The organism is Streptomyces sp. NPDC002306, from assembly GCF_053593435.1.
Map to the genome: position 1 here is coordinate 109,267 of NZ_JBSFCK010000007.1, position 26,420 is coordinate 135,686.

The 26,420-nt window shown below is 72.0% G+C and carries 22 protein-coding genes; 7 read left to right on the forward strand and 15 right to left on the reverse strand.

What is annotated here, in order from left to right; genetic code table 11:
* Window positions 1-36: 36 nt before the first annotated feature.
* The 7 genes from ACWCQK_RS16310 to ACWCQK_RS16340 all read right to left on the reverse strand — a co-directional run bounded on the left by ACWCQK_RS16310 (window position 37) and on the right by ACWCQK_RS16340 (window position 8,491).
* The gene (locus ACWCQK_RS16310) at window positions 37-1,182 is read right to left on the reverse strand and encodes an aldose epimerase family protein (protein WP_451155801.1); all 1,146 of its coding nucleotides are present in this window, start codon (window positions 1,180-1,182) and stop codon (window positions 37-39) included.
* 51 nt (window positions 1,183-1,233) lie between these two features.
* The gene (gene mmsB, locus ACWCQK_RS16315; RefSeq protein ID WP_451155802.1) at window positions 1,234-2,478 is read right to left on the reverse strand and encodes a multiple monosaccharide ABC transporter permease; all 1,245 of its coding nucleotides are present in this window, start codon (window positions 2,476-2,478) and stop codon (window positions 1,234-1,236) included.
* Window positions 2,475-4,025 carry a multiple monosaccharide ABC transporter ATP-binding protein gene (gene mmsA / locus ACWCQK_RS16320; RefSeq protein ID WP_451155803.1) on the reverse strand — a complete coding sequence of 517 codons (1,551 nt, stop codon included), beginning with the start codon at window positions 4,023-4,025 and terminating at the stop codon, window positions 2,475-2,477. Before mmsA ends, mmsB begins: the two co-directional genes overlap by 4 nt.
* Window positions 4,026-4,067: 42 nt before the next feature.
* Window positions 4,068-5,174, reverse strand: coding sequence for a multiple monosaccharide ABC transporter substrate-binding protein (chvE, locus tag ACWCQK_RS16325; protein ID WP_451155804.1), 1,107 nt, complete (start codon window positions 5,172-5,174; stop codon window positions 4,068-4,070).
* A 66-nt stretch (window positions 5,175-5,240) separates the two neighbouring features.
* Entirely contained in the window at window positions 5,241-6,218 is a 978-nt protein-coding gene (locus ACWCQK_RS16330; protein WP_451155805.1) for a hypothetical protein, read from the reverse strand.
* A 111-nt stretch (window positions 6,219-6,329) separates the two neighbouring features.
* On the reverse strand, window positions 6,330-7,334 hold the full coding sequence (locus ACWCQK_RS16335) for a zinc-dependent alcohol dehydrogenase (protein WP_451155806.1): 1,005 nt from the start codon (window positions 7,332-7,334) through the stop codon (window positions 6,330-6,332).
* Window positions 7,331-8,491, reverse strand: coding sequence for a mandelate racemase/muconate lactonizing enzyme family protein (locus ACWCQK_RS16340; RefSeq protein WP_451155807.1), 1,161 nt, complete (start codon window positions 8,489-8,491; stop codon window positions 7,331-7,333). Before ACWCQK_RS16340 ends, ACWCQK_RS16335 begins: the two co-directional genes overlap by 4 nt.
* 297 nt (window positions 8,492-8,788) lie before the next feature.
* On the opposite strand from ACWCQK_RS16340, the gene ACWCQK_RS16345 reads away from it, so the two are divergent.
* On the forward strand, window positions 8,789-9,673 hold the full coding sequence (locus tag ACWCQK_RS16345) for an SCO2400 family protein (protein ID WP_451155808.1): 885 nt from the start codon (window positions 8,789-8,791) through the stop codon (window positions 9,671-9,673).
* Between the two features lie 221 nt (window positions 9,674-9,894).
* Here the strand turns inward: ACWCQK_RS16345 and ACWCQK_RS16350 are convergent, their stop codons facing one another.
* Window positions 9,895-10,353 (reverse strand): MarR family winged helix-turn-helix transcriptional regulator, encoded by a 459-nt coding sequence (locus ACWCQK_RS16350; RefSeq protein WP_451155809.1) that lies wholly within the window; start codon window positions 10,351-10,353, stop codon window positions 9,895-9,897.
* A gap of 99 nt (window positions 10,354-10,452) precedes the next feature.
* On the opposite strand from ACWCQK_RS16350, the gene ACWCQK_RS16355 reads away from it, so the two are divergent.
* Both ACWCQK_RS16355 and ACWCQK_RS16360 read left to right on the forward strand, forming a co-directional pair.
* A complete protein-coding gene (locus ACWCQK_RS16355; RefSeq protein ID WP_451155810.1) occupies window positions 10,453-11,475 on the forward strand; it encodes an NADP-dependent oxidoreductase in 1,023 nt (340 codons plus the stop codon).
* Between the two features lie 190 nt (window positions 11,476-11,665).
* A complete protein-coding gene (locus tag ACWCQK_RS16360; protein WP_451155811.1) occupies window positions 11,666-12,094 on the forward strand; it encodes an organic hydroperoxide resistance protein in 429 nt (142 codons plus the stop codon).
* A 66-nt stretch (window positions 12,095-12,160) separates the two neighbouring features.
* On the opposite strand, the gene ACWCQK_RS16365 is transcribed toward ACWCQK_RS16360, so the two are convergent.
* The gene (locus ACWCQK_RS16365; RefSeq protein WP_451155812.1) at window positions 12,161-13,306 is read right to left on the reverse strand and encodes a serine hydrolase domain-containing protein; all 1,146 of its coding nucleotides are present in this window, start codon (window positions 13,304-13,306) and stop codon (window positions 12,161-12,163) included.
* Complete coding sequence (locus ACWCQK_RS16370; RefSeq protein WP_451155813.1) at window positions 13,303-15,891, reverse strand: M14 family zinc carboxypeptidase; 2,589 nt, start codon at window positions 15,889-15,891, stop codon at window positions 13,303-13,305. Before ACWCQK_RS16370 ends, ACWCQK_RS16365 begins: the two co-directional genes overlap by 4 nt.
* Before the next feature lie 164 nt (window positions 15,892-16,055).
* Here ACWCQK_RS16370 and ACWCQK_RS16375 point away from each other — a divergent pair, with 164 nt between their 5' ends.
* Together ACWCQK_RS16375 and ACWCQK_RS16380 are read left to right on the forward strand one after the other, a co-directional pair.
* Window positions 16,056-16,436: a hypothetical protein gene (locus ACWCQK_RS16375; RefSeq protein ID WP_451155814.1), complete on the forward strand. Its 381-nt coding sequence runs from the start codon at window positions 16,056-16,058 to the stop codon at window positions 16,434-16,436.
* 114 nt (window positions 16,437-16,550) lie between these two features.
* The gene (locus tag ACWCQK_RS16380) at window positions 16,551-17,351 is read left to right on the forward strand and encodes an EI24 domain-containing protein (protein ID WP_451155815.1); all 801 of its coding nucleotides are present in this window, start codon (window positions 16,551-16,553) and stop codon (window positions 17,349-17,351) included.
* Here ACWCQK_RS16380 and ACWCQK_RS16385 read toward each other — a convergent pair.
* On the reverse strand, window positions 17,341-18,612 hold the full coding sequence (locus ACWCQK_RS16385) for a pyroglutamyl peptidase (protein WP_451155816.1): 1,272 nt from the start codon (window positions 18,610-18,612) through the stop codon (window positions 17,341-17,343). The two genes, ACWCQK_RS16380 and ACWCQK_RS16385, sit on opposite strands and share 11 nt — an antisense overlap.
* 114 nt (window positions 18,613-18,726) lie before the next feature.
* Window positions 18,727-19,302, reverse strand: a complete 576-nt coding sequence (locus ACWCQK_RS16390) for a TetR/AcrR family transcriptional regulator (RefSeq protein ID WP_451155817.1) — start codon at window positions 19,300-19,302, stop codon at window positions 18,727-18,729.
* A gap of 105 nt (window positions 19,303-19,407) precedes the next feature.
* Between ACWCQK_RS16390 and ACWCQK_RS16395 the strand changes: the two genes are divergently transcribed.
* Window positions 19,408-21,873, forward strand: a complete 2,466-nt coding sequence (locus ACWCQK_RS16395; protein WP_451155818.1) for a beta-glucosidase — start codon at window positions 19,408-19,410, stop codon at window positions 21,871-21,873.
* A gap of 93 nt (window positions 21,874-21,966) precedes the next feature.
* Here ACWCQK_RS16395 and ACWCQK_RS16400 read toward each other — a convergent pair whose 3' ends face one another.
* On the reverse strand, window positions 21,967-22,938 hold the full coding sequence (locus tag ACWCQK_RS16400; protein WP_451155819.1) for an aldose epimerase family protein: 972 nt from the start codon (window positions 22,936-22,938) through the stop codon (window positions 21,967-21,969).
* Between the two features lie 15 nt (window positions 22,939-22,953).
* Complete coding sequence (locus ACWCQK_RS16405) at window positions 22,954-23,841, reverse strand: SGNH/GDSL hydrolase family protein (RefSeq protein WP_451155820.1); 888 nt, start codon at window positions 23,839-23,841, stop codon at window positions 22,954-22,956.
* Between the two features lie 256 nt (window positions 23,842-24,097).
* On the opposite strand from ACWCQK_RS16405, the gene ACWCQK_RS16410 reads away from it, so the two are divergent.
* Complete coding sequence (locus ACWCQK_RS16410) at window positions 24,098-24,592, forward strand: DUF3145 domain-containing protein (RefSeq protein WP_451155821.1); 495 nt, start codon at window positions 24,098-24,100, stop codon at window positions 24,590-24,592.
* A gap of 452 nt (window positions 24,593-25,044) precedes the next feature.
* Here ACWCQK_RS16410 and ACWCQK_RS16415 read toward each other — a convergent pair whose 3' ends face one another.
* The gene (locus ACWCQK_RS16415; protein WP_451155822.1) at window positions 25,045-26,316 is read right to left on the reverse strand and encodes a beta-ketoacyl-[acyl-carrier-protein] synthase family protein; all 1,272 of its coding nucleotides are present in this window, start codon (window positions 26,314-26,316) and stop codon (window positions 25,045-25,047) included.
* Window positions 26,317-26,420 lie beyond the last annotated feature (104 nt).

Genomic DNA, 26,420 nt, shown 5'->3' on the forward strand with positions numbered 1-26,420 from the left:
TCTTGTGAAAGAAGTGTGACTTCTTGGGTTTTGGACTTACGCGTCGAACGTGTGGACGGTAGAGGTCCGGTATGTCTGGCCGGGGCGCAGCACCGTCGAGGGGAACGACGGCTTGTTCGGCGAGTCCGGGAAGTGCTGCGTCTCCAGGCAGAGGGCGTCCCCCTGGCGGTAGATGCGGCCGCCGCCCCCGACGAGCGTTCCGTCGAGGAAGTTGCCCGAGTAGAACTGGAGACCGGGTTCGGTCGTCGCGATCTTCAGGGAGCGGCCCGAGGACGGGTCCCGCAGGGCCGCGACGTGCACGGGCCTCGCGGTGACGCCCTTGTCGAGGACCCAGTTGTGGTCGATGCCCTTGCCGTACAGCAGTTGCTGGTTCGCGACCCGGATGTCCTCGCCGACCGCCTTGGTGCGGCGGAAGTCGAACGGGGTGCCCGCGACCTTGGCCAGCTCGCCCGTGGGGATCAGCCCCGAGTCGACCGGCGTGTAGCGGGCGGCGGCGATGGACAGCTCGTGGTCGTAGACCGAGCCGCTGCCCTCGCCGGCGAGGTTCCAGTACACATGGCTGGTGAGGTTGACGACGGTGGCCTTGTCGGTGGTCGCCTCGTAGTCGACGCGCCAGTCGCCGGACCGGGTGAGGGTGTAGGTGACCTTCACACGGAGCGTGCCGGGGTAGCCCATCTCGCCGTCGATGCTGACGTAGTGCAGGTGCAGGCCGACGTCGGAGCCCTTGGTGAAGGGCTCGACGTCCCAGACGCGCTTGTCGAAGCCCTGGGTGCCGCCGTGCAGGCTGTTCACGCCGTCGTTGACGCTGACCTGGTGGGCCGTGCCGTCGAGGGTGAACCGCCCCTTGCCGATGCGGTTGCCGTAACGGCCGATCAGGGCGCCGAAGTACGGGCTCTTGGCGACGTAGTCCTCGATGGTGGCGAAGCCGAGGGAGACGTTGCGGTACCGGCCGTGGCGGTCCGGGATCTCCAGGGCGTTGACGATGCCGCCGTAGGACAGCACCTTCAGCCGGGTGCCGCCGTTCTCCAGCGACCAGCGGTGGACCTTGGTTCCGTCGGTGAGGGTGCCGAAGAGCTCCCGCACCGGCCTCCTGGCGCCCGAGGCGTGGGCGGTACCCATGGCGGCGGCGGTGAGACCCGCTGCCGCCGCTCCCGCGATGACCGTACGTCTGCTCATGTCCATGTGCGGCTCCTGCAGATGGAGGGCCCCACCACCGGGTGGGGCCCGGCTGAGTTACGAACCGGACTTGCGCTTGTTCCACACGTCGAACCCGACCGCGGCCAGCAGGGCCAGGCCCTTGATGACCTGTTGCCAGTCGGTGCCGACGCTGAGGAGGTTCATGCCGTTGTTCAGCACGCCGAGGACCAGACCACCGATGATCGCGCCGAGGACGGTGCCCACACCGCCGCTCATGGACGCGCCACCGATGAACGAGGAGGCGATCGCCTCGAGTTCGAAGTTCAGGCCGGCCTTCGGAGAGGACGCGTTCAGGCGGGCGGCGACCACCAGACCCGCCAGGGCCGCGAGCATGCCCATGTTCAGGAAGACGTAGAAGGTGACCTTCTTGTCCTTGACGCCCGACAGTTTCGCCGCCGGGAGGTTGCCGCCGATCGCGTAGATGTGACGGCCGAAGACGGCGTTGCGCATGACGTAGCCGTAGCCGACCACCAGCACGCCGAGGATCAGCAGCACGATCGGGGCGCCCTTGTAGCTGGCGAGCAGCATCGTGACGGTGAGCACCGCCGCGACCAGCGCGACCAGCTTCAGCAGGAACAGCCTGGCCGGCAGCACGTCCAGCGAGAACTCCTGCTGGCGCCTGCGGTCGCGGACCTCCTGGAGGACCACGAAGACGATCACCGCGAGGCCCAGCAGCAGCGTGATGTTGTGGTAGTTGGTGTGCGGGCCGGCCTCGGGGAGGAAGCCGTTGCCCATCTTCTGCAGACCGTCCGGGAACGGGCCGAGGGTCTGGCCCTTGAGCAGGATCTCCGTGAGCCCGCGGAAGAGCAGCATCCCGGCGAGGGTGACGATGAACGACGGTATGCCGAGATAGGCGATCAGGAAGCCCTGCAAGGAGCCCGCCACCGCGCCCACCAGCAGACACAGCACCAGGGCGGCGGGCCACGGCACGCCGTTCTGCACGGTCAGCACCGCCGCGAACGCGCCCACGAACGCGGTCAGCGAACCGACCGACAGATCGATGTGGCCCGCGATGATCACCAGCATCATGCCGATCGCGAGGATCAGGATGTAGCTGTTCTGGAGGACCAGGTTGGAGACGTTGCGCGGCAGCAGAAGGTCGCCGTCGGTCCACACGGCGAAGAGCACGACGATCAGGCCGAGGGCGATCAGCATGCCGTACTGGCGCATGTTCCGGCGCAGGCCGTCGAGCATCAGCCGCAGCAGGTTCTCCCCGGTGCCGCCGCCACCGCTCCTTCCCGGCGGCGCCTCGGCCGGGACGTTGGTCACATCGGTGCTCATCGCGTTACCTCTTTGTCCTTCGTCATCTGACGCATCAGCACTTCCTGCGTGGCCTCGGCCCGCGAGAACTCGCCGGTGAGCCGCCCCGCGGCCATGGTGTAGATGCGGTCGCACATGCCGAGCAGTTCGGGCAGCTCGGAGGAGATGAAGATGATCGCCTTGCCCTCGGCGGCCAGCTTGTCGATGACCGTGTAGATCTCGAACTTGGCGCCCACGTCGATCCCGCGGGTCGGCTCGTCCAGGATCAGCACATCGGGACCCGCGAAGATCCACTTGCTGAGGACGACCTTCTGCTGGTTGCCGCCGGACAGCTTGCCCACCGGCTCGAACACGGTCGGGGCCTTGATGTTCATCGACGTGCGGTAGCGCTCGGCGACCTGGCGCTCCTCGTGCTCGTCCACCACGCCCCGCTGGGCGACCTTGGTGAGGGCGGTCAGCGAGATGTTGCGGTTGATGGTGTCGATGAGGTTGAGGCCGTAGTGCTTGCGGTCCTCCGTGACGTACGCGACGCCGTGCCGGACCGCCTGCGCGACGGTCTTCGTACGGATCTCCGTGCCGTCCTTGAGGACCGTGCCGCCCGCGTACCTGCCGTAGGACCGCCCGAAGACGCTCATCGCCAGTTCGGTGCGGCCGGCGCCCATCAGACCGGCGATGCCGACGATCTCCCCGCGCCGCACCTGCACCGACACGTCGTCGACCACCTTGCGCTGCTGGTCGATCGGGTGGTGCACGGTCCAGCCGCGGATCTCCAGGGCCGGCGCCGCGCCCTCCCGCGCCTCGTGCGGGGTGCGTTCGGGGAAGCGGTGGTCGAGATCGCGGCCGACCATGCCGCTGATGATCCGGTCCTCGGTGGTCTCCGGCGCCTTCACGTCGAGCGTCTCGATGGACCGCCCGTCGCGCAGGATCGTCACCGAGTCGGCGACCCGGCGGATCTCGTTGAGCTTGTGGGAGATGATGATCGAGGTGATGCCCTGGTTCTTCAGCTCCAGGATGAGGTCCAGGAGCTTGCCGCTGTCCTCGTCGTTCAGCGCCGCGGTCGGCTCGTCGAGGATGAGCAGCTTCACCTTCTTCGACAGCGCCTTCGCGATCTCCACCAGTTGCTGCTTGCCCACGCCGATGTCGGCGACCCGGGTCTCCGGGTGGTCGCCGAGACCGACCCGGCGCAGCAGTTCGGTGGCGTGCCGCAGGGTCTGGTTCCAGTCGATGAGCCCGCCCTTGGCGTGCTCGTTGCCGAGGAAGATGTTCTCCGCGAGGGAGAGGAACGGCACCAGCGCCAGCTCCTGGTGGATGATCACGATGCCGTGCTGCTCGCTCGCCCGGATGTCCCTGAAGCGGCAGACGTCACCCTCGAAGAGGATCTCGCCCTCGTACGTGCCGTGCGGGTGGACGCCGGAGAGGACCTTCATCAGGGTCGACTTGCCGGCGCCGTTCTCCCCGCAGATGGCGTGGACCTCGCCCTGGCGGACGGTCAGCGTGACGTCCGACAGCGCCTTGACGCCGGGAAAGGTCTTGACGATCGAGCGCATTTCCAGGACGGGTCCCGCCATGGTCGTGCCTTCCAATCAGTGAGAGATCAGTGGGACCGGCGGTTACTTGAGCTCGTTCGCCGTGTAGTAGCCGCCGTCCACCAGGACCTGCTGGTAGTTGGACTTGTCGACGCTCACCGGCTGGAGCAGGTAGGCGGGCACGACCTTCGAGCCGTTGTCGTAGGTCTTGGTGTCGTTGGTCTCCGGCTTCTTGTCGTTGAGGACCGCGTCGACCATGTTCGAGGCGACCTTGGCCAGTTCACGGAGGTCCTTGTAGACGGTCTGCGTCTGATCGCCCGCGATGATCGACTTCACCGAGGCCAGTTCGGCGTCCTGGCCCGTGAGGACCGGCAGCGGCTTGCTCTTGGAGCCGTAGTCGTCCGACTTCAGCGCCGACAGGATGCCGATCGAGATCCCGTCGTACGGCGAGAGGACCGCGTCGACCTTCTGGCTCTTGTACGACTTGGTGAGGATGTCGTCCATGCGCTTCTGCGCGGTGGCGCCGTCCCAGCGCAGGGTGGTGACCTGGGTGAGGCCGGTCTGGCCGGACTGGACGACGAGCTTCTTGCTGTCGATGTACGGCTGGAGCACGCTCATCGCGCCGTTGAAGAAGTACTTGGTGTTGTTGTCGTCGTTGGAGCCGGCGAACAGCTCGATGTTGAACGGGCCCTTGCCGCTCGCCAGACCGAGCTTGTCGACGATGTAGCCGGCCTGGAGCTCACCGACCTTGGTGTTGTCGAAGGACGCGTAGTAGTCGACGTTCTTCGTGCCGAGGATCAGCCGGTCGTAGGCGATGACCGGGATGTGCGCGTCCGCGGCCTGCTGGAGCACGTTGTTCAGCGACTTGTTGTCGATGGCCGCCACGATCAGCGCCTTGACGCCCTGCGTGATCAGGTTCTCGATCTGCGAGACCTGCTGGTCGGGGTCGTCCTCGCCGAAGACCAGCTTGGTCTTGTAGCCCTTGGCCTCCAGGTCCTTGACGACGTTGTCGCCGTCGGCGATCCAGCGCTCGGACGACTTGGTCGGCATCGCGATGCCGATGGTCCCGCCCTTGCCGCTGTCCTTGTCCTCCTTGCTGCCGCCGTCACTGCTCTGGCCGCAGGCGGAGAGGGTGAGGGCGAGGGAGGCGGCTGCGGCCGTGGCGGCGAGGGCGGCTCTGCGATTGCGCATGGTGATCAGTCCTTGTTCTTCTCGTCGTTGAGAGGGGTCACACGGGAGGGGTCACACGGGGAGGTGTCACGCCTGGAGGGCGTCGACGGGAAAGCGGTGGAGCGTTCCGGGCAGCCGGGAGCCGAGCGGCGCCATGTCGCCGTCCGCGCCGTGCCGGGCGAGCAGGTCCAGGGCGAGCCGGCCGCGCCGTACCCGCTCCCGGGCGGTGTCCAGGGTCACGTCCCGCAGATGGGTGCCCCACGGGTAGATGCCGGGCGCCTTGGACAGACCGAACTTCAGGTAGAGCGGTGCGCCGCGCCGGATCAGCTCGGCGACCTCGTACATCCGCACATAGCCGCCGAGGTCGTCGGGGGCCTCGATGTACATGTCCATCGGGGCGGCCGACGTCCGCCGGATCTCGGTGAGGTGATCGAGCGTCAGGTCGCTGGGCACGTTGACCGAGTCGGCGCCCAGCCCCTCGAACACCGCGTACGCGGCCGGGTTGACCGGGCCGATGAGCGCGGACACCTTCAGCGTGGTGTCCGCCGGGAGGATGCCGGCCAGACGGGCCCGGTGCAGCGTCCACAGCACGCCCTCGTCGGCGACCAGGAGGCACTTGACGCCCAGTTCGGTGGCGCGGACGGCGTCCTCGACGCAGCCGGCGACCGCGTCGTGGCCGCGGGCACGCGTCCCCCCGCCGCGCGAGTCGGTACGGACCGAGCCGCCGATGTCCCAGGTGCCGCGCGGGCCGGTGAACAGGCAGAGCTCGATGTCCCGCTCGGCGGTCGCGTCGGCCATCTCGGTGATCTCGGCGTCGGTCAGCATCCACACACCGCTGCCCTGGCTGATCCGGTGGATCGGCACGTCCAGGCGCGAGGCTTCCTTCAGGACGACGGCCAGCGCCTCGGGACCCTCGCACGAGGGGATCTCGGTGCGCCAGCGGCCCCCGCCCGGAAAACTGTGGGGCGAGGCGTCGGCGGGGTCGAGGGCGGGCGCGCCCAGGCCGAGCGCGGCGAGCGCCTGCTCGCCGGGTCGACGGGCTGCCGGGGCGGAAGCGTCGGTCACAGCTGTCCTTCTTGTTCGGTATTTCGGACGTGGTTCGCGGCTCTGGGTACGGAAAGGCCGGGGTGTACGCCGGTACGGGAGCGGTCAGTTCGCCCCCGTACCGGCCTACGGCTAGGGGCGGAGCAGGACCTTGCCGACCTTCGGGTCGCCGGAACCCACCAGTTCGATCGCCGCGGAGAACTCGGCCAGCGGCAGCTCGTGCGTGACCAGCGGCAGCGGATCGAGCAGCCCGGCCGCGAAGACCCGCACCGTGTGCGCCCAGGCGTCCGGCGGCGCGCCGAAGACCGTGTGCACCTCCAACTGCCGTACGACCAGGTCGGTCGGGTCGAGGCCGTCCGCGCCCGGCGCCGGGATCCCCGTCAGGACCAGCCGTCCGCCGCGCCGGAGCAGGGCGGCGGCGGTGCGCGCGGCGGACGCCGAACCGGCCGTCTCGATCACCACGTCGAAGTCGTCGGGCAGCTCCTGGTCCTTCGTGCGGAAGTCGGTGGCCCCGAACCGCCGGGAGAGCGCCGCCCGGTCGTCACGGGTGCCGACGACGAGCAGCTCGGCCGGGGACCCCGCCGTCAGGAACTGCACGGCGAACATGCCCAGCGTCCCGGTGCCGACCACCGCGACCCGCTCGCCCGGCCGCGCGTTCGCCTTGAGCGCGGCGGCCGCGACACAGGCGGCCGGCTCCAGCAGGGCGGCGGCGGTCAGGTCGGCGTCGTCCGGCAGGGCGTGCAGCAGCCGGGCCGGCAGGGTGAGGGTGGTGGCCATGGCCCCCGGCTGGGTGAAGCCGGTCTCCTCGTACCCGTCGGTGCACAGCGTCGTCTCGCCCGCGTGACAGCGGTCGCAGACCTGGCAGTTGCGAAAGCCCTCGCCCACCACCTTCCGGCCGACCAGCGACCCGGGCACCCCGGCGCCGACCGCCTCCACCGTCCCCGACCACTCGTGGCCGGGAGTGAGCGGGTAGCGGACGTAGCCCTCGGGCCGGTTGCCCTGGTACAGCTCGCGGTCGCTGCCGCAGATCCCCGTGGCGTGCACGCGCACCAGGGCCTCCCCGGCCGCCGGCCGGCGCGGCTCGTGCGCGACGATCCGGTGCTCGCCGGGCCCCTCGACGACGACGGCGGCGCTCACTGCCCGCCGCCCTTCGGCTTGCGCTGCTCCCAGCCCTCGGCCCACAGGTCGAACCGGGCCTGCTGCTGCGGGAACTCGGCGGCGGCGTCGACGTCGAGCTCGACGCCGAGCCCCGGCGCGTCGGAGAGGTGGAAGTACCCGTCGACGACCTGCGGGGCACCCTTGACGACCTTCTTGATGTCCGCGTCCGCGAAGTCGTTGAAGTGCTCCAGGATCTTGAAGTTCGGCGAGGTGAAGCCGACCTGGAGGGAGGCCGCTGTCAGCACCGGGCCGCCGACGTTGTGCGGGGCGACCAGCACGTAGTGGGCCTCGGCGGTCGCGGCCAGCTTCCGGGTCTCCCAGATGCCGCCCAGGTGGCCGACGTCCGGCTGGATGATGTCGACGGCCTGGCTCTCGAACAGCTCCCGGAACTCGATCCGGTCGTGGATGCGCTCACCGGTGGCGACCGGGATGTCGACCTTGGCCGCGACCTTCTCCAGCGCCTTGAGGTTCTCCGGCGGCACCGGCTCCTCCAGCCACGCGGGCTTGAACGGCGCGAGCTCGCGGGCCAGCCGGATGGCGGTGGCGGGGGAGAAGCGGCCGTGCATCTCCAGCATCAGCTCGGCGTCCGGGCCGATGGCGTCCCGCACCGCCTCGATGAGGGAGACGGCGTACAGGCTCTGCTGATGGTCCAGCTCGAAGTGCCCGGTGCCGAAGGGGTCGATCTTCAGCGCCCGGTACCCGCGCTCCATGACCGTCCGGGCGGCCTTGTGGTACGCCTCCGGGGTGCGCTCCGTCGTGTACCAGCCGTTGGCGTACGCCTTGACCTTGTCGGTCACCTTGCCGCCGAGCAACTGCCAGACCGGCACGCCCAGCGCCTTGCCCTTGATGTCCCAGCAGGCCATCTCGACGACGGCGATACCGGACATCACGATCTCGCCCGCGCGCCCGTAGTCGCCGTACTTCATCCGGCGCATCAGGTCCTCGACAGCGAACGGGTCCGAGCCGAGAATGTGGTTGGCCTCGGCCTCGCGCAGGTAGCCGATCAGCGCGTCGGTGTGGCCCAGCATCCGGGTCTCGCCGACTCCGGTGATGCCCTCGTCGGTGTGCACCTGGACGTAGGTCAGGTTGCGCCACGGCGTCCCGACCACGTGTGTGCTGATTCCGGTGATGCGCACGGCGGTTGCCCCTCGCTGCTTCGTCGGACCGGTTGGCTGGCGTTCCGGCGTGTTCGATATTTCGGCACACGTTCGAAATGCTGGCGTGACAGTAAGGACGGGGCGGTGGGGGTGTCAATGGGTCGGACAGATAACGGTTTCGACAGTTTCGCAGTCCGGTTTCGGGGCGATGTCGGGCACTTCGCGCGACCTCGGGTGCTTCGCGCAACTTCCCACGCCGTTAAACATGGTCTCCCACATAATTTTCACAGCAACCCCTAGTGGCGTTACCCGAAGGGAACTTAGTCTTCCGGCGTCATGGACTACTGCGACCCGTGCCGACGGCACCTCAACGGCGCCCTCGCGTGCCCGGGGTGCGGCACACCTGCCGAACAGCTCCGCGAGCACGCGGAAGAGACCGACCCCGGTGCGTCGTCCTACCCGGACGCGCGCGGCGAGGGGGGCGGCGATCCCGAGCCCGCCGAACCCGGAGGCCGCGCCGCGCGACGCCGGGAACGGGGGCGTGGCGGCCGAAGACGGGGGCGGGAGGACGCCGAGCACCTCGACGAGCCGGCGGCGGACGACTTCGAGCGCCCCGGTGACGACTCCGAGACCGACGGCCTTCCCGAGGCTGACCGTCTCCCCGCGACCGACGGTCTCCCCGAGACCGACGACGACTTCGCCGAACCCGACGACGAGCCCGTCACCAGCCGGCGTGACCGCAAGGCGGCCGCTCACCGTCGGCGCCGCCGGCGCACCGTACTGGTCGTCGCCGGATTCGTCCTGGCGGCCGGTGCGCTGAGCCTCGCCGAGCTGGGAGTCGACGCCCCCGGCTTCTCCTCCGACAAGTCGGCGGCGAGCGGCGACGCGTCGGCGGAGGGCTCCGCCTCGGGTGAGGCGCACGCGACCGAGACGGCCGCCCCTCTCGACGACGCGACGGGAACCACGTCGCCCTCGGCCTCCGCGGACCCCTCGGCCTCCGCGTCGGTGTCCGAGTCCCCGTCGGACGACGCGTCGAAGGACGCCGAGGAGACCCCCGAGGGCAATCAGTCCCCGGCCACCACTCCGACGGCCTCCACGCAGGCCCCGGCGACGACTCCCGGGCCGACGACGACCCCGTCGGCGGACCCCACGTCCGCGGACCCCACCCCCACCCCGACGCCCTCCGAGACGTGCAACCGATTCCTGTGGTGGTGCACCTGAGTTCCGGCTGAGCCACGGCCGGCCGCATGCCGGATGCCGGATGCACCGGGAATCCGAGGGAACCGCGCCGGCTTCCCGTCGGCCGCCCGTGCCGCTCTATGGGGCCCGCCGCCCACGTGCCGGCCGCTCCTGCCGCGCCTCGCGGGACCTTCCCCGAAGCGCCGGCCGCCCCTGCCGGGCCTCACGGGACCGGCCGCCCGAGCGGTCCGGCGCCCGGTGCGCTACGGCCGGTCGGCCGCCGGGTCCGCGCCCAGCATCCGGCGCAGCAGACCCCGCATGACCACCCGTTCCTCCTCGCTCAGCCCGGCGAGCGGTTCCCGGGCGAAGCGCAGGGACTCACGGAGGCTGCGCGCGGTCTGTTCGCCCTCCGCCGTCGCCGCCGCCAGTTTCACGCGCCGGTCGGCCGGGTCCGGGCGACGCTCGACCAGGCCGCGGGACTCCAGGCGGTCCACGATGCCCGTCACGTTCGACGGCTCGCACTTCAGCTTCTGGGCCAGCTTGCGCATGGGCAGCGGCTCCAGGGAGAGCAGGCTCAGCAGCCGGGCCTGGGCGCCGGTCAGCGAGTGCTCCCCGGCGGCCGCCTCGTAGTCCTCGTAGAACCGCGCCACGACCTCGCCGATCAGCTCGACGACTTCCATGGTCAGGGCGTCCGGACGGCGCGTCCGCGGTGGGGTGGGCATGACTTCAGGGTACCCCTTTACTTGACATCCTGAAATATTCAGGAGCATGGTTGTTTCAGGTACTGAAGTATTTGAAGCATGCGAGGAAGGCCCAGGTCCATGTCCGACACCCCCACGCTCCCCGCCACCAGCCGTGAATGGCAGCTGCTCAGCCGTCCGGTCGGCTGGCCGAAGCCCGAGGACTTCGCCCTGGTCGAGGCGGAGATCCGGCAGCCCGGCCCCGGTGAGGTCCTCGTACGCAACCAGTACCTCTCCGTCGACCCGTACATGCGCGGCCGGATGAGTGCCGCCAAGTCCTACGTCGCCCCCTTCGAGCTGGGCAAGGCCATGCAGGGCGGCGCCGTCGGCGAGGTCGTCGCCTCCGCCGCCGACGGCATCGCCCCCGGTGACCACGTGCTGCACTTCGGCGGCTGGCGTGAGTACGCCACGGTCGACGCCAAGCAGGCCGTGAAGGTCGACCCGCAGGCCGCGCCCCTGTCGACCTACCTGGGCGCGCTCGGCATGACCGGGCTCACCGCCTACGCTGGTCTGCTGCGCGTCGCCGGATTCAAGGAGGGCGACTCCGTCTTCGTGTCGGGCGCCGCCGGTGCCGTCGGCAGCCAGGTGGGCCAGATCGCCAAGCTCAAGGGCGCCTCCCGGGTCATCGGCTCCGCCGGATCCGATGAGAAGGTCAAGCTCCTGGTCGAGGAGTACGGCTTCGACGCCGCCTTCAACTACAAGAACGGGCCGGTCGGCGAGCAGCTGCGGGCGGCCGCCCCGGACGGCGTCGACGTGTACTTCGACAACGTGGGCGGCGACCACCTGGAGGCGGCCGTCGGGTCCCTCAACCGCGGTGGGCGGATCGCGGTCTGCGGCATGATCTCGGTCTACAACAGCACCGAGCCGGTCCCCGGCCCGAAGAACCTGGCTCGGCTGATCCAGACCCGCGGCCGCATCGAGGGCTTCCTGGTCGGCGACCACTACGACCTCCAGCCCGAGTTCGTCCAGGAGGTCGGCGCCTGGGTCCGCTCCGGCGAGCTCAAGTACGCCGAGACGGTCGTCGAGGGCATCGAGAACAACCTCGAGGCGTTCCTCGGGGTACTGCGCGGCGACAACACCGGGAAGATGATCGTCAAGCTCTGAATCCGGCCGGTCGCCGACCGGCCGTCGCCGACCGGCCGTCGCTTCCGGCGGCCTCCTCCCGCCGGTCCCGTCTCCGCGGCCTCCTTCTCGTCCCCGCGGCCCCTTCTCGCGACTTTCCGTTGTGCGGTAACTTCTTTCCGAAACCGCCGGGATCGTGGGCGCGAGTCGCGGCGGACCGAGGAGGAAGACCATGCCCAGCGCTGCCATCCGACCCGCTGAGGTCCTGTACACCGCCGTCGCCACCGCCGAGAACGGCCGGGACGGGCGTGTGGCCACCGACGACGGCAGGCTCGACGTCGTCGTCAACCCGCCGAAGGAGATGGGCGGCAGCGGCTCCGGGACCAACCCGGAGCAGCTGTTCGCGGCCGGCTACAGCGCCTGCTTCCAGGGCGCGCTCGGCGTCGTCGCCCGCAAGGAGGGCGCCGACGTCACCGGCTCGACCGTCACCGCGAAGGTCGGCATCGGCCGCAACGCGGACGGGTTCGGCATCATCGTCGAGATCTCGGCGGACATCCCGAACGCCGACCCTGCCGCCGCCCGGTCGCTGATCGAGAAGGCGCACGAGGTCTGCCCGTACTCGAAGGCGACCCGCGGGAACATCACCGTGACGCTCGCCTGACGGCGGGCCTCCCGCGCCGAAGGCCGCACCCCGGACCGGGGTGCGGCCTTCGGCGCGGGTCCGTGCTCAGGCGCGCAGCGCCGCCCGGTGCGCGGCCGCCGCCAGCCGGTCGTTCTCCGGCGCGGCCCCGCCCGGGAAGGCGTTGCGGCGCCGCGTGTAGCCGTAGGCCAGCCCGCTGCGCGGGTCCGCGAAGGCCTGGCTGCCGCCCGCCCCGCTGTGCCCGAACGCGCCCGCGCCCAGGAACGGGTGCCAGGTGTCCGCGGTGGCCTGGAACCCCAGCCCGTACGACTTGTGGGCGCGGGCCACCAGGTCGTACCCCACGGAGTGGATCTGGCCGAACTCCGCCGCCGTGTCCTCCTTCAGCAGCGGCGCCTTCCCGTCGATCTCGCTGATCGCCGCCGCGTACATCCCGGCCAGCCCGCGCGCCGAGGCGACCCCGCCGACCGAGGCCGGGCCCTTGGCGCGGATCACGAGCTCGTTCGGCAGCAGGGCGAGGTCGGCCGGCTGCGCCGTGTGGGTGTTGAAGGCGACCGACGCCAGCGTGTGCGGCCCCCGGGGCAGCGCGTCGAGCAGTGCCCGCTGCCCGGCGGTCGGGACCATCGGCTGCGTGTCGCGCCGGCGCGGCTCGTGGGCGGCGGGCAGGCCCAGGAAGAAGTCCAGCCCGTACGGGACGCGTACCCGCTCCTCGTACACCTCCTGGAGCGTACGGCCGGTGGCCCGCCGTACGACCTCGCCCGAGAGGGCGCCGATGACCAGCGCGTGGTAGCCGAAGGCCGTGCCCGGCCGCCAGAACGGCCGCTGATCGGCGAGCCGTTCGGCGATCAGCCGGTCGTCGGCGAGCTCGGCGAGGCTGAAGCCGGTGTCCGTGCCGACCAGGCCGGCCCGGTGCGCGAGCAGGTCCCGCAGGGTCAGCGATCCCTTGCCCTCGGAACCGAACTCCGGCCAGTAGTAGGTGACTTTCCGGTCCAGTTCGAGGGTGCCCTCCTGCACGAGGAGCGCCACGACGAGATGGGCGGCCCCCTTGGTCGAGGAGTACACGCCGAAGAGGGAGTCGGCGTCGGCGCCGGCCCACAGGTCGACGACCCGCCGTCCATGCACGTACGCGGTCAACTGCCCCTCGTAGTCAGCTCGTTCCTCGGCCACGAACGCCGTGAACTCCTCCCGCACCGCCTCGAAACCGTCCGCGACGGTGCCGTGGATCTCCTGCGTCATCCGCTCTCCTCAACTTCAGCCGCTGCGTGCGCGTGCGCCATGGTGATCAATGCCCGTCCGAGCTGGGGGAACTCCCCTTTCGGGTGGTCTCGGAAGAGCGGCTCGGTACCGAACAGGACAGCGTGCGGGCCGCTCACGACCGAGGCCTGGCCGGCCGCCGCGGCGGGCCCGCCCGACCCGTCCGCCGACGGCCGCCAGTGGCCGGAGACGAGCGGGTCGCCGGGGGCGTACGACTGCTCCACCCGTACGCCGGGCCCGAGGCCGGTGAACCACACGGGCGCGTAGACGAAGGCGTGGTCGGGCGCGCTCGCGGTGAGCGGGCCCGAGTTCACCACCCGCACCACGCCGTTGGCGTCCCCGTCGCCCTCGACGGGCCGGGCCGCGAGCAGCCCGGCGCCGACAGCGAGCGCCGCCCCCGCCGCCCCGCGTCCGACGAGTCCGTGCCCGGCCAGGAAGGCGTCCAGGGCGGTGCGGGCGGCCGGGGTGAGCTCGCCGTGGTCCAGCCCCGTCGACACGAACAGCACGTCCGCCGCCGACCAGTCGAAGCCCGCGTCGAGGACGTCCGCCGAGACGGGTACGACCTCGAAGTCCATCTCGCGCAGGGCGAGGAGCTCGCCGGCGGTGACGGCCGCGGCGACCCGGACGCGGTGCAGCGGGGCCGTGCCGGTCAGGGTCGTCGCGTCGAAGGCGACGTCGTACGTCCGTGCCGCCTGCGCGGCGAGGGCGCGGGCCGACCCCGGCACGATCGCGCTGCCGTCCGCGGCCCGCCGTACGGCGACCCCCTGCCGCAGGAGCGAGTTGAGCGCGGCGATCCCGCCCGGGTCGTCCAGGCGCAGCCGCAGGGCGCCACGCGGGGCGACGAACCCGACAGGCGCGGCGGCCGCGACCGGACGGCCCGGCATGCCGCCCGCGGCGTCGGCCGGCACCGGGAGGACCGTGGCGCCCCACAGCCGGCCCAGGCTCCAGCCCGAGATGTCGTACATCACCGACACCCGGCCGCTGATGTCCCGCCCGTCGGCCAGCAGCACGTTCGCCAGGCCCCGCTTGGGCTGGCGCATGTCGACGACGTACGAACCCGCCGCGTACGTCCGGCCGCCGAGCCGGAAGGCGTCGGTGGCGCGGGTGACCCGGACGTCGTTGGCGATCAGGTGGTCGACGAGACGGGCGGCGGCCGTGGCCGAGCGCTGCGCCCCGCCGCCCGCCGGGATGACGTAGGCGCGCGGGAAGACGGTCGTGGAGACGTCCTCGGGCCCGATGCCGGGTACTCCCGGCACGGTCGCCGCCGACACCGCGACCTGCGCGGCGCCGGTCGCGCCCCGCCGGAACACCTCGATCTGGTCGGCGACGAGGGAGGCGCGGTGCGCCCGCACGAAGTCCAGCGTCGCGCGGATCGCCGCGCCCGCGACCTCGACGTTGATGGCGGACCGGCGCCGCAGCTCGCTCTCCGGCAGGCTGGTGTAGGCCGAGCCGTCGACCGTCATGGGGATCTCGACGGTGTGCGCGGCGACCGCGCCGTGGAAGGCCGCGTACTGCGGGGTGAAGACCGGGGGCCAGTCGTCCCAGCCCTCCCGCTGGTCGCGGAACGGGATCCGGGCACGCTGTACGCCGTCCTTCGCCGGGGTGTAGCGGAGCCCGTCGACGGCCGCTTCCATGCCGAGGGCGTTGGCGTAGGTGTTCTTCAGGAACAGGTCGTACTCGTAGTTCTCGCCGTGCGGCGGGGTCGTCGGCTCGATGAGGGTGCCGTTGACGTAGCCGTGCAGGTCGAGCATGACGGCCGGCTGCTTGTCGATCGCGATCTGCCGCATCGCCCGCACCTCGGGCTGCGAGGCGGTGACGAAGTCGCGGTTGAGGTCGAAACCGTTGGCGTTCCCCCGGGTGCCGGCGATACGGCCGTCCGGGTTCGCGGTGATGTTGAAGTAGAGGCGGGTGTGGGCGAGGAGGTCCGCGGTCCCGGCGTCGTCGGCGGTGGCCAGCCGTTCGATGAGCTTCAGGGAGGCGTCGGTCCCCTCCCACTCGTCGCCGTGGATGTTGTTGTCGACGAAGACGGGGGTCTTGTAGTCCGACCTGATCTCGGCCGATCCGGCGGCGCTGCCGGGCGCGTTCTCGATCAGCTCGCGCATCCGCTTCTGGGTCCCGGTCCGGCGGACGCTCTCCGGGCCGGTGACGGTCACCAGGTAGAGCCGGTGGCCGCCCGCCGAGCGCCCGGTGACCTCGACGCTCACCCGGTCGCCGAGGGCCTGGAGGGCGTTCAGCTTCGGGGCGATGGCGTGGTACGGCGTGAGACCGAGCCGCAGCGACTTGTCGGCCGGGTTCGCCGGGTCGGGGGAGAGGACCTGCTGCCGGGGGTAGCCGCGGGAGTCGTCGGCGGCGGACAGGTCGGTGACGGGAGCGGTGAGGGCCCGCCGGGCGGCGCTCGCCGGGAACCGGGCGCCGCCGCTCCGGTCCGGTCCGGCGCCCTCCCGGGTGACGGGGTCGGGCTCGGCGCCGGTCGCGGGGTGAGGGGTGAGCAGGAGTGAGCTCGCCGAGGCGAGGGCGAGGGCGGCGATCGGAACGGTTCTCGCAGGGGCGGTTCTCGTGGTGCGCACGCGTACCTCCTCCGGGCTTCCTGAGATCGGTACGGCGAGGTGTACCCGTTCGACTCAACAGCACCAGGGAGGGGTTGGTGTCACCGATGCCCCGGATGGCGTACGTCCGGCGCCCGAAGGGGGCATGCGGAACACATCGGGTGAGCATGAGGCGAGGACAGCCCATGGCGACGATGCCTTCGCTCCCCAGCCGGGGACGAGATGCTGCGGATGGCGCGCGGCACGACCGAGCCCACCGGCAACTTCTCGACACGGCAGGGAACATCACCCAGATCGCGCCGAACACGTCGGATCCCGGCGACGGTTCGGGCGGCGAGCCGCTACGGGTGCTGCGCCGGACCACGGCCGAGCTCGCGGGCCGGTGCGTCCCCCAGGCGGAGGCCTTCCACCGGATCGTCGACACCCTCACCCGGCGGCTCGGCACGAGCGGGGCGCCGCCGGCCGTCCACCCGGTGAGCGAACCCGTCCGGGCACCGCTCCGGGTGCCGGCCGCGGTGTCGCCGGCGGCGGAGCCGGGGGTCGTCGTGGCGGTCACCCCGGTGTGAGAGGCGCGCGGAGCCGGAGCCGAGGGGACCCGGTGCCGGGTCCGGGGAGAACCGGGGCACGCAGAGAGCGGGCGTGGCGGAAGGTGGCGGGAATTCACCCGATAGAGTTCGGCCATGCGTGATCTCGGGGTCGGTTTCAGCTATCTCCTGAAGGGCCAGCGCTGGGTGGCGCGGCACGGGAAGCAGTACGGCTTCGGCCTGCTGCCCGGCCTGGTCACCCTCGTCCTGTACGCGGCGGCGCTGGTGTGCCTGGCACTGTGGGGCGAGGACTTCGTCTCCTGGTCGACCCCGTTCGCGGACGACTGGTCGAGCCCCTGGCAGGGCCTGTTCCGCGGCTTCCTCACGGCCGTGCTGTTCGCCCTGGGCCTCCTCCTGGCGGTCATCACCTTCACCGCGGTCACGCTCCTGGTCGGCCAGCCCTTCTACGAGAACCTCTCCGAGAAGGTCGACCGGGACGTCTCGCCCGACGGCACCGCGCCCGAGTCGGGCCGGCCGCTCTGGCACGAGCTGTGGATCTCGGGGCGCGACAGCCTGCGCATCGTCGTCCGCGCCCTGGGCTGGGGCATCCTGCTCTTCGCCCTCGGCTTCCTGCCCGTCGTCGGCCAGACGGTCGTCCCGGTGATCGGCTTCTTCGTCACCGGCTTCTTCCTCACCGAGGAACTCGTCGCCGTCGCCCTTCAGCGCCGCGGTGTCGACCTGCGTGCGCGCCTCGCCCTGCTCCGCTCCCGCAAGAACCTGGTCTGGGGTTTCGGCACCCCGCTGGGCCTGGCCTTCCTGGTCCCGTTCGTCGCGGTGTTCCTGATGCCGGGCGCGGTCGCGGGCGCGACCCTCCTCGCCCGCGACCTGCGGGGCGAGGAGATCGCCGACGGTAAGGCCCGTGAAGAAGAGGCGGACGAGGAGAGCGTCACCGGGTGACCGGGGTGGCGTCGGCCGCCACCGCGAGGATCGCGCGCACCTGCGCCACGATGTCCAGCCGGTTGCGCACGAACTCGGCGTCCGTGACCGTCCCGGTCGCCGGATCCGTGTTCCCCGTCCCGAACTGGAGCACCGGCGTGTGCACATGCCCGCCCGGCAGCGCGTCGTGCAGACCCAGCCGGTCCCGCAGCAGCGTCACGCGGTAGGCGATCTCGTTGGAGAGGTAGTCGCCGCCGCCCCCGGCGCGGGCCGTCGACCCGGGGCTCGGCCCGTCCGGCCGTACCACGGGGGCGGTGCCGCCCGCCGGGATCTCGGTCACGCTCGTGTGGTCGTACACCGGGAAGCGCCCGGTGTCCGCCGCGACGATCGCCGCGTACGGCAGGGTCGTGGTCGTCCACTGCGGCTGCGAGGCCGGGTCGGTGACGGGGACGGTCTCGGTGCGCGAGACGTTCTCGTTGTCCGGGAAGCCGCCCCGCCAGGCCCCGTTGGTCCGTTCCACGTCGAAGCGCCCCACCCGGCCCTGGCTCACGGTCGTGAACAGGTCGACCCGCGGCAGGTACGGCCGCAGCGCCCGCTCCACCGTGCGGTCGGCGAAGTCCTGCCAGCGCACCGGGAACACGGCGGCCTCGACGCGGGCAAGGCCCCGGGCCGTCTCGATCACCGTGCCGTCGAGGGCGAGCGCGCCGGCCCCCGACGGGTTGGAGATCCGGATGTCCCGGTCCAGCGTGAACGGGTCGAAGCCGGTGACGAGGATCCGCCGGACCCCCTCCCGGCCCGCGTGCGGGTGCCCGGGAAAGCGGATGTCGGTCTGGCCGCGCGAGGTCCGCTCCAACGCGTCCAGCAGCGCCGCGCGTTGCCGGACGCTCACACCGAACTCCGGTTTCCACAGCCGTACTTCCCGGGTCATGCCCAGCCGCGCCCAGTACAGCGGCCGGTCGTCGTCCCGGCTCAGGTCACCGCCCGCGGGGCCCCGCCCCTGTACCCGGTCCACGGCGCGCCGCCACAGCGCCGAACCCTGCGCCGACACGATCCGGCGGGCCTGCGCGTAGGAGTGCGCGGCCGCCAGCCGCCGGGTGAACCCGGGTGCCACGGCGTCGAATCCGGACCGGCGGAGGATCTCCTGGGGGACGGCCCCGGCGAGCCGCTGCTCCTCGACGGTCGGTGCGGGCGCCGCGCCGACGGCGGCCGCGGGGAGCGGGACGGAGAGTCCGGCGAGCAGGGTCAGCCCGAGCAGGCCGATCCGTACACGTAGAGAGGCCAAGGGAGTTCAGGTCCTTCCGTCGCTGTGGGGAGCGTGCAGGGCGGGACGACGGAAGTATCGCGTGACCACGGTGGCGCACGCCATGGTGCGCGGCCCGGGCGGGCGGGGGAGCGGTCAGTTCTCGCCGAGCAGCGCCAGGAAGTCCCGGAACGCGCCGGGCATGTCCACCGCCTCCGGGTCCAGCAGCCACTGGTACTGGAGGCCGTCCATCACCGCGACCAGCAGCGGAGCGGTCCGCTCCGGGGTGAGGCCGTTCGGCAGCCGGTCGCCGTACTCGGTGCGCAGCACCGCCGCCATGCTCGCGCGCACCCGCTGGTAGCGCTCGGTGAAGTACTCGCGCGCCGGATGCCCCTCGGTGACGCTCTCGCCCAGCAGCGCGGAGAAGGTCTGGATGATGGCGGGCCGCATCGCGTTGTACTCGACCAGCGAGGCGAGCAGGTCGATGCGCCACCGGCTGTCGGGCACGGCGTCCCACTGGTCCCGCTCCTTGAGCACGGCGACCAGCAGTGCCTCCTTCGTCGGGAAGTGGTGCAGCAGGCCCTGCTGGGTCAGGCCCACCCGCTCCGCCACCGCGGCCAGGCTCGCGCCCCGGTAGCCGCGCTCGGCGATCACCTCCAGGGCCGCCCGGACGATCTCGGCGCGCCGCTCCTCGCTCCTGATCCTGGCGTTCATGACGTCACCGTAAGCCATGCGACTCCGGCGAATGTAACAGCGATATCACGAAACCTACCGCATTACAGGTAGCCGGTGCACGATGGGGGACACCCTGTACGGACTCGATGAGGAGGCACTGCCATGGCGGGAACCCCGGGACCCGGAACCGGCGCCCACCCCACCCCGGCCGACGCGGCCCGTGAGGCGGTCGTCGAGGCCGCCCTCGGCAAGCTCGCTCCCGACGCCAAGGCCCGACTGCTGGCCGGCCAGGACATGTGGTCCCTGCCCGCCCTGCCGGAGATCGGCCTGAAGTCCCTGGTGATGTCCGACGGCCCGATCGGCGTCCGGGGCGTGCGCTGGACCGCCGACGACCCGTCCGTCGCCCTGCCGTCCCCGACCGCCCTCGCCGCCACCTGGGACCCGGAACTCGCCCGCCGCGCCGGCGTGCTCCTCGCCCAGGAGGCCCGCCGCAAGGGGGTCCACGTCCTGCTCGCCCCCACGGTCAACCTGCACCGCTCCCCGCTCGGCGGCCGCCACTTCGAGGCCTACAGCGAGGACCCGTACCTGACCGGGCGGATCGGCACGGGTTATGTGGACGGCGTCCAGTCCGGCGGAGTCGGCACCACCGTCAAGCACTTCGTCGCCAACGATGCCGAGACCGACCGCTTCACCGTGAACAACCTGGTCGGCGAACGCGCCCTGCGCGAGCTCTACCTGGCCCCCTTCGAGGCCATCGTCGAGAACGCCCACCCCTGGGGCATCATGACCGCCTACAACACGGTCAACGGCACGACGATGACCGAGCACCACCACCTCGTGGGCGAGGTCCTGCGCGGCGAATGGGGCTTCGACGGCTTCAACGTCTCCGACTGGACGGCCGCCCGCGACACCGTCGCGGCTATCGCCGGCGGCCTCGACGTCGCCATGCCCGGCCCGCAGACGGTGTACGGCGACGCCCTCGCCCGGGCCGTGCGCGACGGCACGGTCGACGAGAGCGCGGTCGACGCGGCGGTACGGAACGTGCTGCGGCTCGCCGCCCGCGTCGGGGCCCTGGCGGGCGCCGAACCCGCCGTCACCGAACTGCCGCCGCCGGTCGACGGCGAGGCCCTCGCCCGCGAGATCGCCCGCCGCGCCTTCGTCCTCGTACGCAACGAGAACGACGCGCTGCCCCTGAAGCCGGGCGGCACGGTCGCGCTGATCGGCGCCGCCGCCCGCGACGCCCGCGTCCTCGGCGGCGGGTCCGCCACCGTCTTCCCGGCCCGGATCGTCTCGCCCCTCGACGGCCTCACCGCCGCCCTCCCCGACGGCAGCCTCAGCTACGCCGTCGGCGCCGACCCGGCCACCGAACTCGCCATCGCCGACAAGGGCTTCGTACTGCGCGCGATCTGCCGCGACGCCGGCGGCGCCGTCCTCGGCACCCGCTCCGCGCCGAGCGGCCAGATCCAGTGGATGGGGTCGGACCTCCCCGAGGGCGTCACCCACGACACGCTCCACAGCATCGAGCTGACCGGCACCTTCACCCCGCGCGACAGCGGCCCGCACGTCTTCGGCATCAAGGGCACCGGCGCCTACACGCTCACCGTCGGCGCCACCACGTACTTCGACGACATCCAGCCCCCCGCCGAGGACGGCGACCACTTCGAGGCCGTCTTCGGCTCCCCGACCGCCCACGCCGAGGTCGAACTGACCGCGGGGGAACCCGTCGAGATCTCCCTCACCTACGTCTTCGCGCTCCCCGAGGGCATCCCGCTCAAAGCCGTCGCCTTCGCCCTCGCCCACCAGGCACCCCAGCGCCCCGCCGACGAACTGATCGCCGAGGCCGTCGAGGCCGCGCGGGCCGCCGACACCGCCGTCGTCGTGGTCGCCACCACCGAGCGCGTCGAGTCCGAGGGCTTCGACCGCAAGGACCTGCGCCTGCCCGGCCACCAGGACGACCTGGTGCGCGCGGTCGCCGCCGCCAACCCCCACACCGTCGTGGTCGTCAACTCCGGCTCCCCGGTCGAGCTGCCCTGGCGCGACGACGTCGCCGCGGTCCTGCTCAGCTGGTTCCCGGGCCAGGAGGGCGGCGCCGCCCTCGCCGACGTGCTCACCGGCGCGCACGAGCCCGGCGGCCGGCTGCCCACGACCTGGGGCTCGCTCGCCGACGCGCCGGTCACCCAGGTCGCCCCGGCGGACGGCGAGCTGCCCTACACCGAGGGCGTGTTCATCGGCTACCGCGCCTGGGACAGGGCCGGCCGCACCCCGTCGTACCCCTTCGGCCACGGCCTCGGCTACACCGAATGGACGTACGAGTCGATCGAGGTCGACGGCACCACCGCGACGGCCCGCGTCCGCAACTCCGGCGAGCGCCACGGACGCGAGGTCGTGCAGCTGTACCTGGCGCCGGGCGAGCCCGACGCGGCCCGGCCCGCCCGCTGGCTGGCCGGTTTCGCCGGCGTCGAGGCCGCACCGGGCGAGACCGTCGAGGTCACGGTCGAGCTGCCACGCCGCGCCTTCGAGATGTGGGACGAGAAGGCGGCCGCGTGGACCTTTGTGAAGGGTTCGTACGAACTTCGCCTCGGCCGCTCGATCGCCGACCGCGGACTCACCACGACGATTAACGTCTGACCAGGGCCTGCGCGCCCCCAGAGCAGCCCCGGTCCGGTGACCTGACCTCCGGACCGGGGCTCAGCTCTCTCCCGGCCCCGCGCGCCGGACCGGTCAGCGGGTGGAGAACGCGTACACCGTCGCCGACCGGAACACCGCGCCCGGCCGCAACTGCGTGGTCGGGAAGTGCGGACGGTTCGGCGAGTCCGGGAAGTGCTGCGTCTCCAGCGCGATCCCGTCGCCGGGCGCGAACGGCTCGTCGAGGTGCTCCGCCGTGTACACCTGGATGCCCGGCTCGGTCGTCGCCACCGTCAGCACCCGCCCGGACGCCGGGTCGTGCAGCTCGGCGACCTCCTCGGGAGCCCGCGTGACGCCCTTGTCGAGCACGAAGTTGTGGTCGTAGCCGGAGCCCACCTTGCGGGCGGCCCGGAAGTCGAAGCGGGTGCCCGTCACGTCCTCCAGCGCGCCGGTCGGGATCAGGTCCGCGTCGACCGGCGTGTAGCGCGAGGCGGCCAGCCGCAGCTCGTGGCCGCCGGCGCCGCCGGCCCCGCCCAGGTCGAAATAGCTGTGGTTGGTGAGGTTGACGACCGTCGGCGCGTCCGTCGTCGCCTCGTACGCGATCCGCAGCGCCCCGGCCGCGTCCAGCGTGTACGTCGCCGAGACCTCCAGCCGGCCGGGGAAACCCTCCTCGCCGTGCGGGCTGACCCGGTGCAGGCGCAGCCCGTGCTCGACCGGCGTCACGTCCCACACCCGCTTGTCGAAACCGCGCTCACCGCCGTGCAGCGAGTTCGGCGGGGTGTTGGGGACCAACGCGTAGGTGAGCTCCCCGAGCGGGAAACGGCCGCCCGCGATCCGGTTGGCGTACCGGCCGATCAGCGCGCCGAAGTACGGTCCCGTGTGGGTCAGGTAGCCGTCCAGGCCGGCGAACCCCAGCACCACGTTCCCGGACCGGCCGTCGCGGTCGGGAACCTCCAGCGACTGCACGATCCCGCCGTACGACAGGATCCGGACCCGCACGCCGGCCCGCTCCAGGGTCCACCGGTGAACCGCGGTGCCGTCGGGAAGTGTGCCGAAAAGTTCACTCATGGGGGAAACCCTAGGTCACGGCTCCCGCGCGGTGACGGCGCGGTAGGCGATCTCCGCGAGCCGCGCCTGACCGTCCGTACTCGGATGGAACCAGTCCCAGTGGCTCAACTGATCCGTGCCGAAGCGGTAGTCGAACACCGCGTCCCCGTCGAAGCGGCACCGCCGGTCCTTCGCGCACACCTCCTTCAGCACCTGGTTGTACGCCTCCACCCGGTCCTGCACCGTGTCGCGCCGCGTCGTGGCCGCCGTGTCCAGGGCGTCCGCGTCCCCCAGCATCGACGGGCAGATCCCCAGTTTCCACACCTGCTTGCCCAGCGGGTTGCCGCGCCCCTGCGACCACAGCCGCTTCAGGTTCGGCACGCTCGACACGTACACCTGCGTCTTCGGCAGTTCCGCGCGCAGGGTGCGCAGCGACTTCTCGAAGTCCGCCCGGAAGCCGGCGACGGGCGTCATGTCCGCGGTCGAGGACCGGCAGGCGTCGTTGGCCCCCACCATCACCGTCACCAGCTGCGGCCGCCGCGCCGCCGCCCGTCCGACCTGCGCGGGCAGGTCGGCCATCCGGGCGCCCGTCACCGCGTAGTTCCAGCTGTGCTCGGCCGCGTCCGTCCGGCCCAGCAGCCGCACCGCGAGACTGTTGACCTCCGCCGAGCTGCCCGTCGCCCAGGACACCTCCGGGCAGTCCGACAGGATCGCGCAGGCGTCGAAACCGCGGGTGATCGAGTCGCCGACCGCCGCGACCGAGTCCGGGCTGCGGTCCCAGAGCGGAGTGGGCGACGGCTTCGCCCCGGACTGCGGGCCCCCCGGGCCCGGTGAGTCGCCGATCACGTCACACCCGGCGGCCCCCAGAACGGCCGCCGCCACGACGGCGACGACGGCTCGCGCACGGCGGCTTCGCTTCCGCATCCCCTGCTGATCCCCTCGGTCGTCCGGCAGGCCTTCCCCCTCCATGACAACGTCTGAGGGTTCCCGCCCCGCCCCGGTGCAACGGCACACCCCGTACAAGCGTCCCCCTGGGTGAATGGCGGGCGTTTCCGGGCACTGGGACCGACGGTACGTCACACTCCTTGCGCCGCCGCACGGTAGCCTCGCCATCAAGGTGGCCACGCGTCACTGTGCATGGCCCCAGTAGCAAGATGTCCCGCTCTGCCCGGAGGTCCCGGTGACGACACGTGGAGTTCTGTACGTGCACTCCGCGCCGCGCGCGCTGTGCCCGCATGTCGAGTGGGCCGTCGCCGGGGTGCTCGGCACGCGCGTGAACCTCGACTGGATCCGGCAGCCCGCCGCGCCCGGTACCTGGCGCTCGGAGTTCTCCTGGCGGGGCGAGGTCGGCACCGCCTCCAAGCTCGCCTCCGCGCTGCGCGGCTGGCACCTGCTGCGCTTCGAGGTCACCGCCGAGCCCTGCCCCACCGCCGAGGGCGAGCGCTACAGCTGCACCCCCGACCTCGGCATCTACCACGCCGTCACCGGCATGCACGGCGACATCCTCATCCCCGAGGACCGGCTGCGCGCCGCCCTCCAGCGCTCGCAGCGCGGCGAGACCGACCTGGAGGCCGAACTCGCCAAGCTGCTGGGCAAGCCCTGGGACGACGAACTGGAGCCGTTCCGCTACGCGGGCGAGGGCGCCCCGGTGCGCTGGCTGCACCAGGTGGTCTGACCCCGCCCGGCGTCCCACCGACCACGCGGACCGCCTGCGGTGCGCCACGCCTGTCGTGCGCCACACCTGTCATGCGGGCCGCCTGTCGTGCGGCTCACGCACCGCGCGGCACGTCTGTGGCTCGGCTCCTCATCGCCCCGGGTCACGCATCGCGCGGCCCACACCGCGTCGGTTCACACATCGCGCCGTCCACACCGCCCCGGCTCACGTGCCGTCCCGCCGACACCGCCCCGGCTCACGTGCCGTCCCGCCGACACCGCCAGGGCTCACCCACCGCGCGCCGCACGGCGACCTTCTGCCCGATCGCGGGAACCCGCCCCTGACGGGCTTCCGGCGCGGCGCCGGGAGATCCGGGCCCGGTGTCGTCAGCGGGCCCGGAACGCACCGCGGCCCGCCTCCCAGCGCCGGAGCGAGGAGACGGGCCGCCGGGATGTCCGGCGCGGAAGGGGCGCTCAGACCGTGCGGAAGGCCAGCACCACGTTGTGGCCGCCGAAGCCGAACGAGTCGTTCAGCGCCGCGATCCGGCCGTCGACGGGCAGCTTGCGCGCCTCGCCGCGGACGACGTCGGCGTTGGCCTCCGCCTCCGGGTCGAGGTTCTCCACGTTGATGGTCGGCGGGGCGATCCGGTGGTACAGGGCGAGGACGGTCGCGACCGACTCGACACCGCCCGCGCCACCGAGCAGGTGGCCGGTCATCGACTTGGTCGCGGAGACCGCCATGTGGTCGGCGTCGTCGCCGAAGACCTTGCGCAGCGCCTTCAGTTCGGCGATGTCACCGGCCGGGGTGGAGGTGGCGTGCGCGTTGACGTGCACGATCTCCGCCGGGTCCAGGTCGGTGCTGTCCAGCAGGTGCTGGAGCGCGTGCGAGATGCCGCGGCCCTCCGGCTCCGGCTGCACGATGTCGTGGCCGTCGGCGGAGATGCCCTGGCCGACCGCCTCCGCGTAGACGCGGGCGCCGCGCTTGGCGGCGTGCTCGGCGGACTCCAGGACGATCACGCCGGCGCCCTCACCGAGGACGAAGCCGTCGCGGGCGACGTCGTAGGGACGCGAGGCACCCTGCGGGTCGTCGTTGTTCTTGGACATCGCCATCATGTTGCCGAACGCGGCGATGGGCAGCGGGTGGATCGCCGCCTCCGTGCCACCGGCGACGACGACGTCGGCACGCCCGGTACGGATCATCTCGATGGCGTAGCCGATGGCCTCGGCACCCGACGCGCAGGCGGAGACCGGCGTGTGCACACCCGCGCGGGCGCCCACGAGCAGACCCACGTTGGCGGACGGGCCGTTCGGCATCAGCATGGGGACGGTGTGCGGGGAGACGCGGCGGACGCCCTTCTCCTTGAGCACGTCGTACTGGTCCAGCAGGGTCGTCACACCGCCGATGCCGGAGGCGATGACGGTGCCGAGCCGGTCGGGGTCGACCGAGCCGTCCTCACCCGCACGCGCGGTGAAGCCGGCGTCGGCCCAGGCCTCCTGGGCCGCGATCAGGGCGAACTGGGCGGAACGGTCGAGACGGCGGGCCTGCGGCCGCGGGATGACCTCGCTCGGCTCCACGGCGACCGGGGCCGCGATACGGACGGCCTGGTCGGCCGCCCACTCCTGCTCCAGGGGCTTGACACCGGAACGACCGGCGATCAGGCCTTCCCAGGTAGAGGCTGCGTCGCCACCCAGCGGTGTAGTTGCGCCGATACCGGTGACGACCACGGTGCGATTGGTCGGGCTCACGGGAATTCTTTCTCCAACGGATACGAGGAGGACCTTCCCCGCTGACGCGGGGAACGGCGCCACCGCCGGGTGGCGGGGCTTGCAGCGTCCTGGCCTAGCGGATG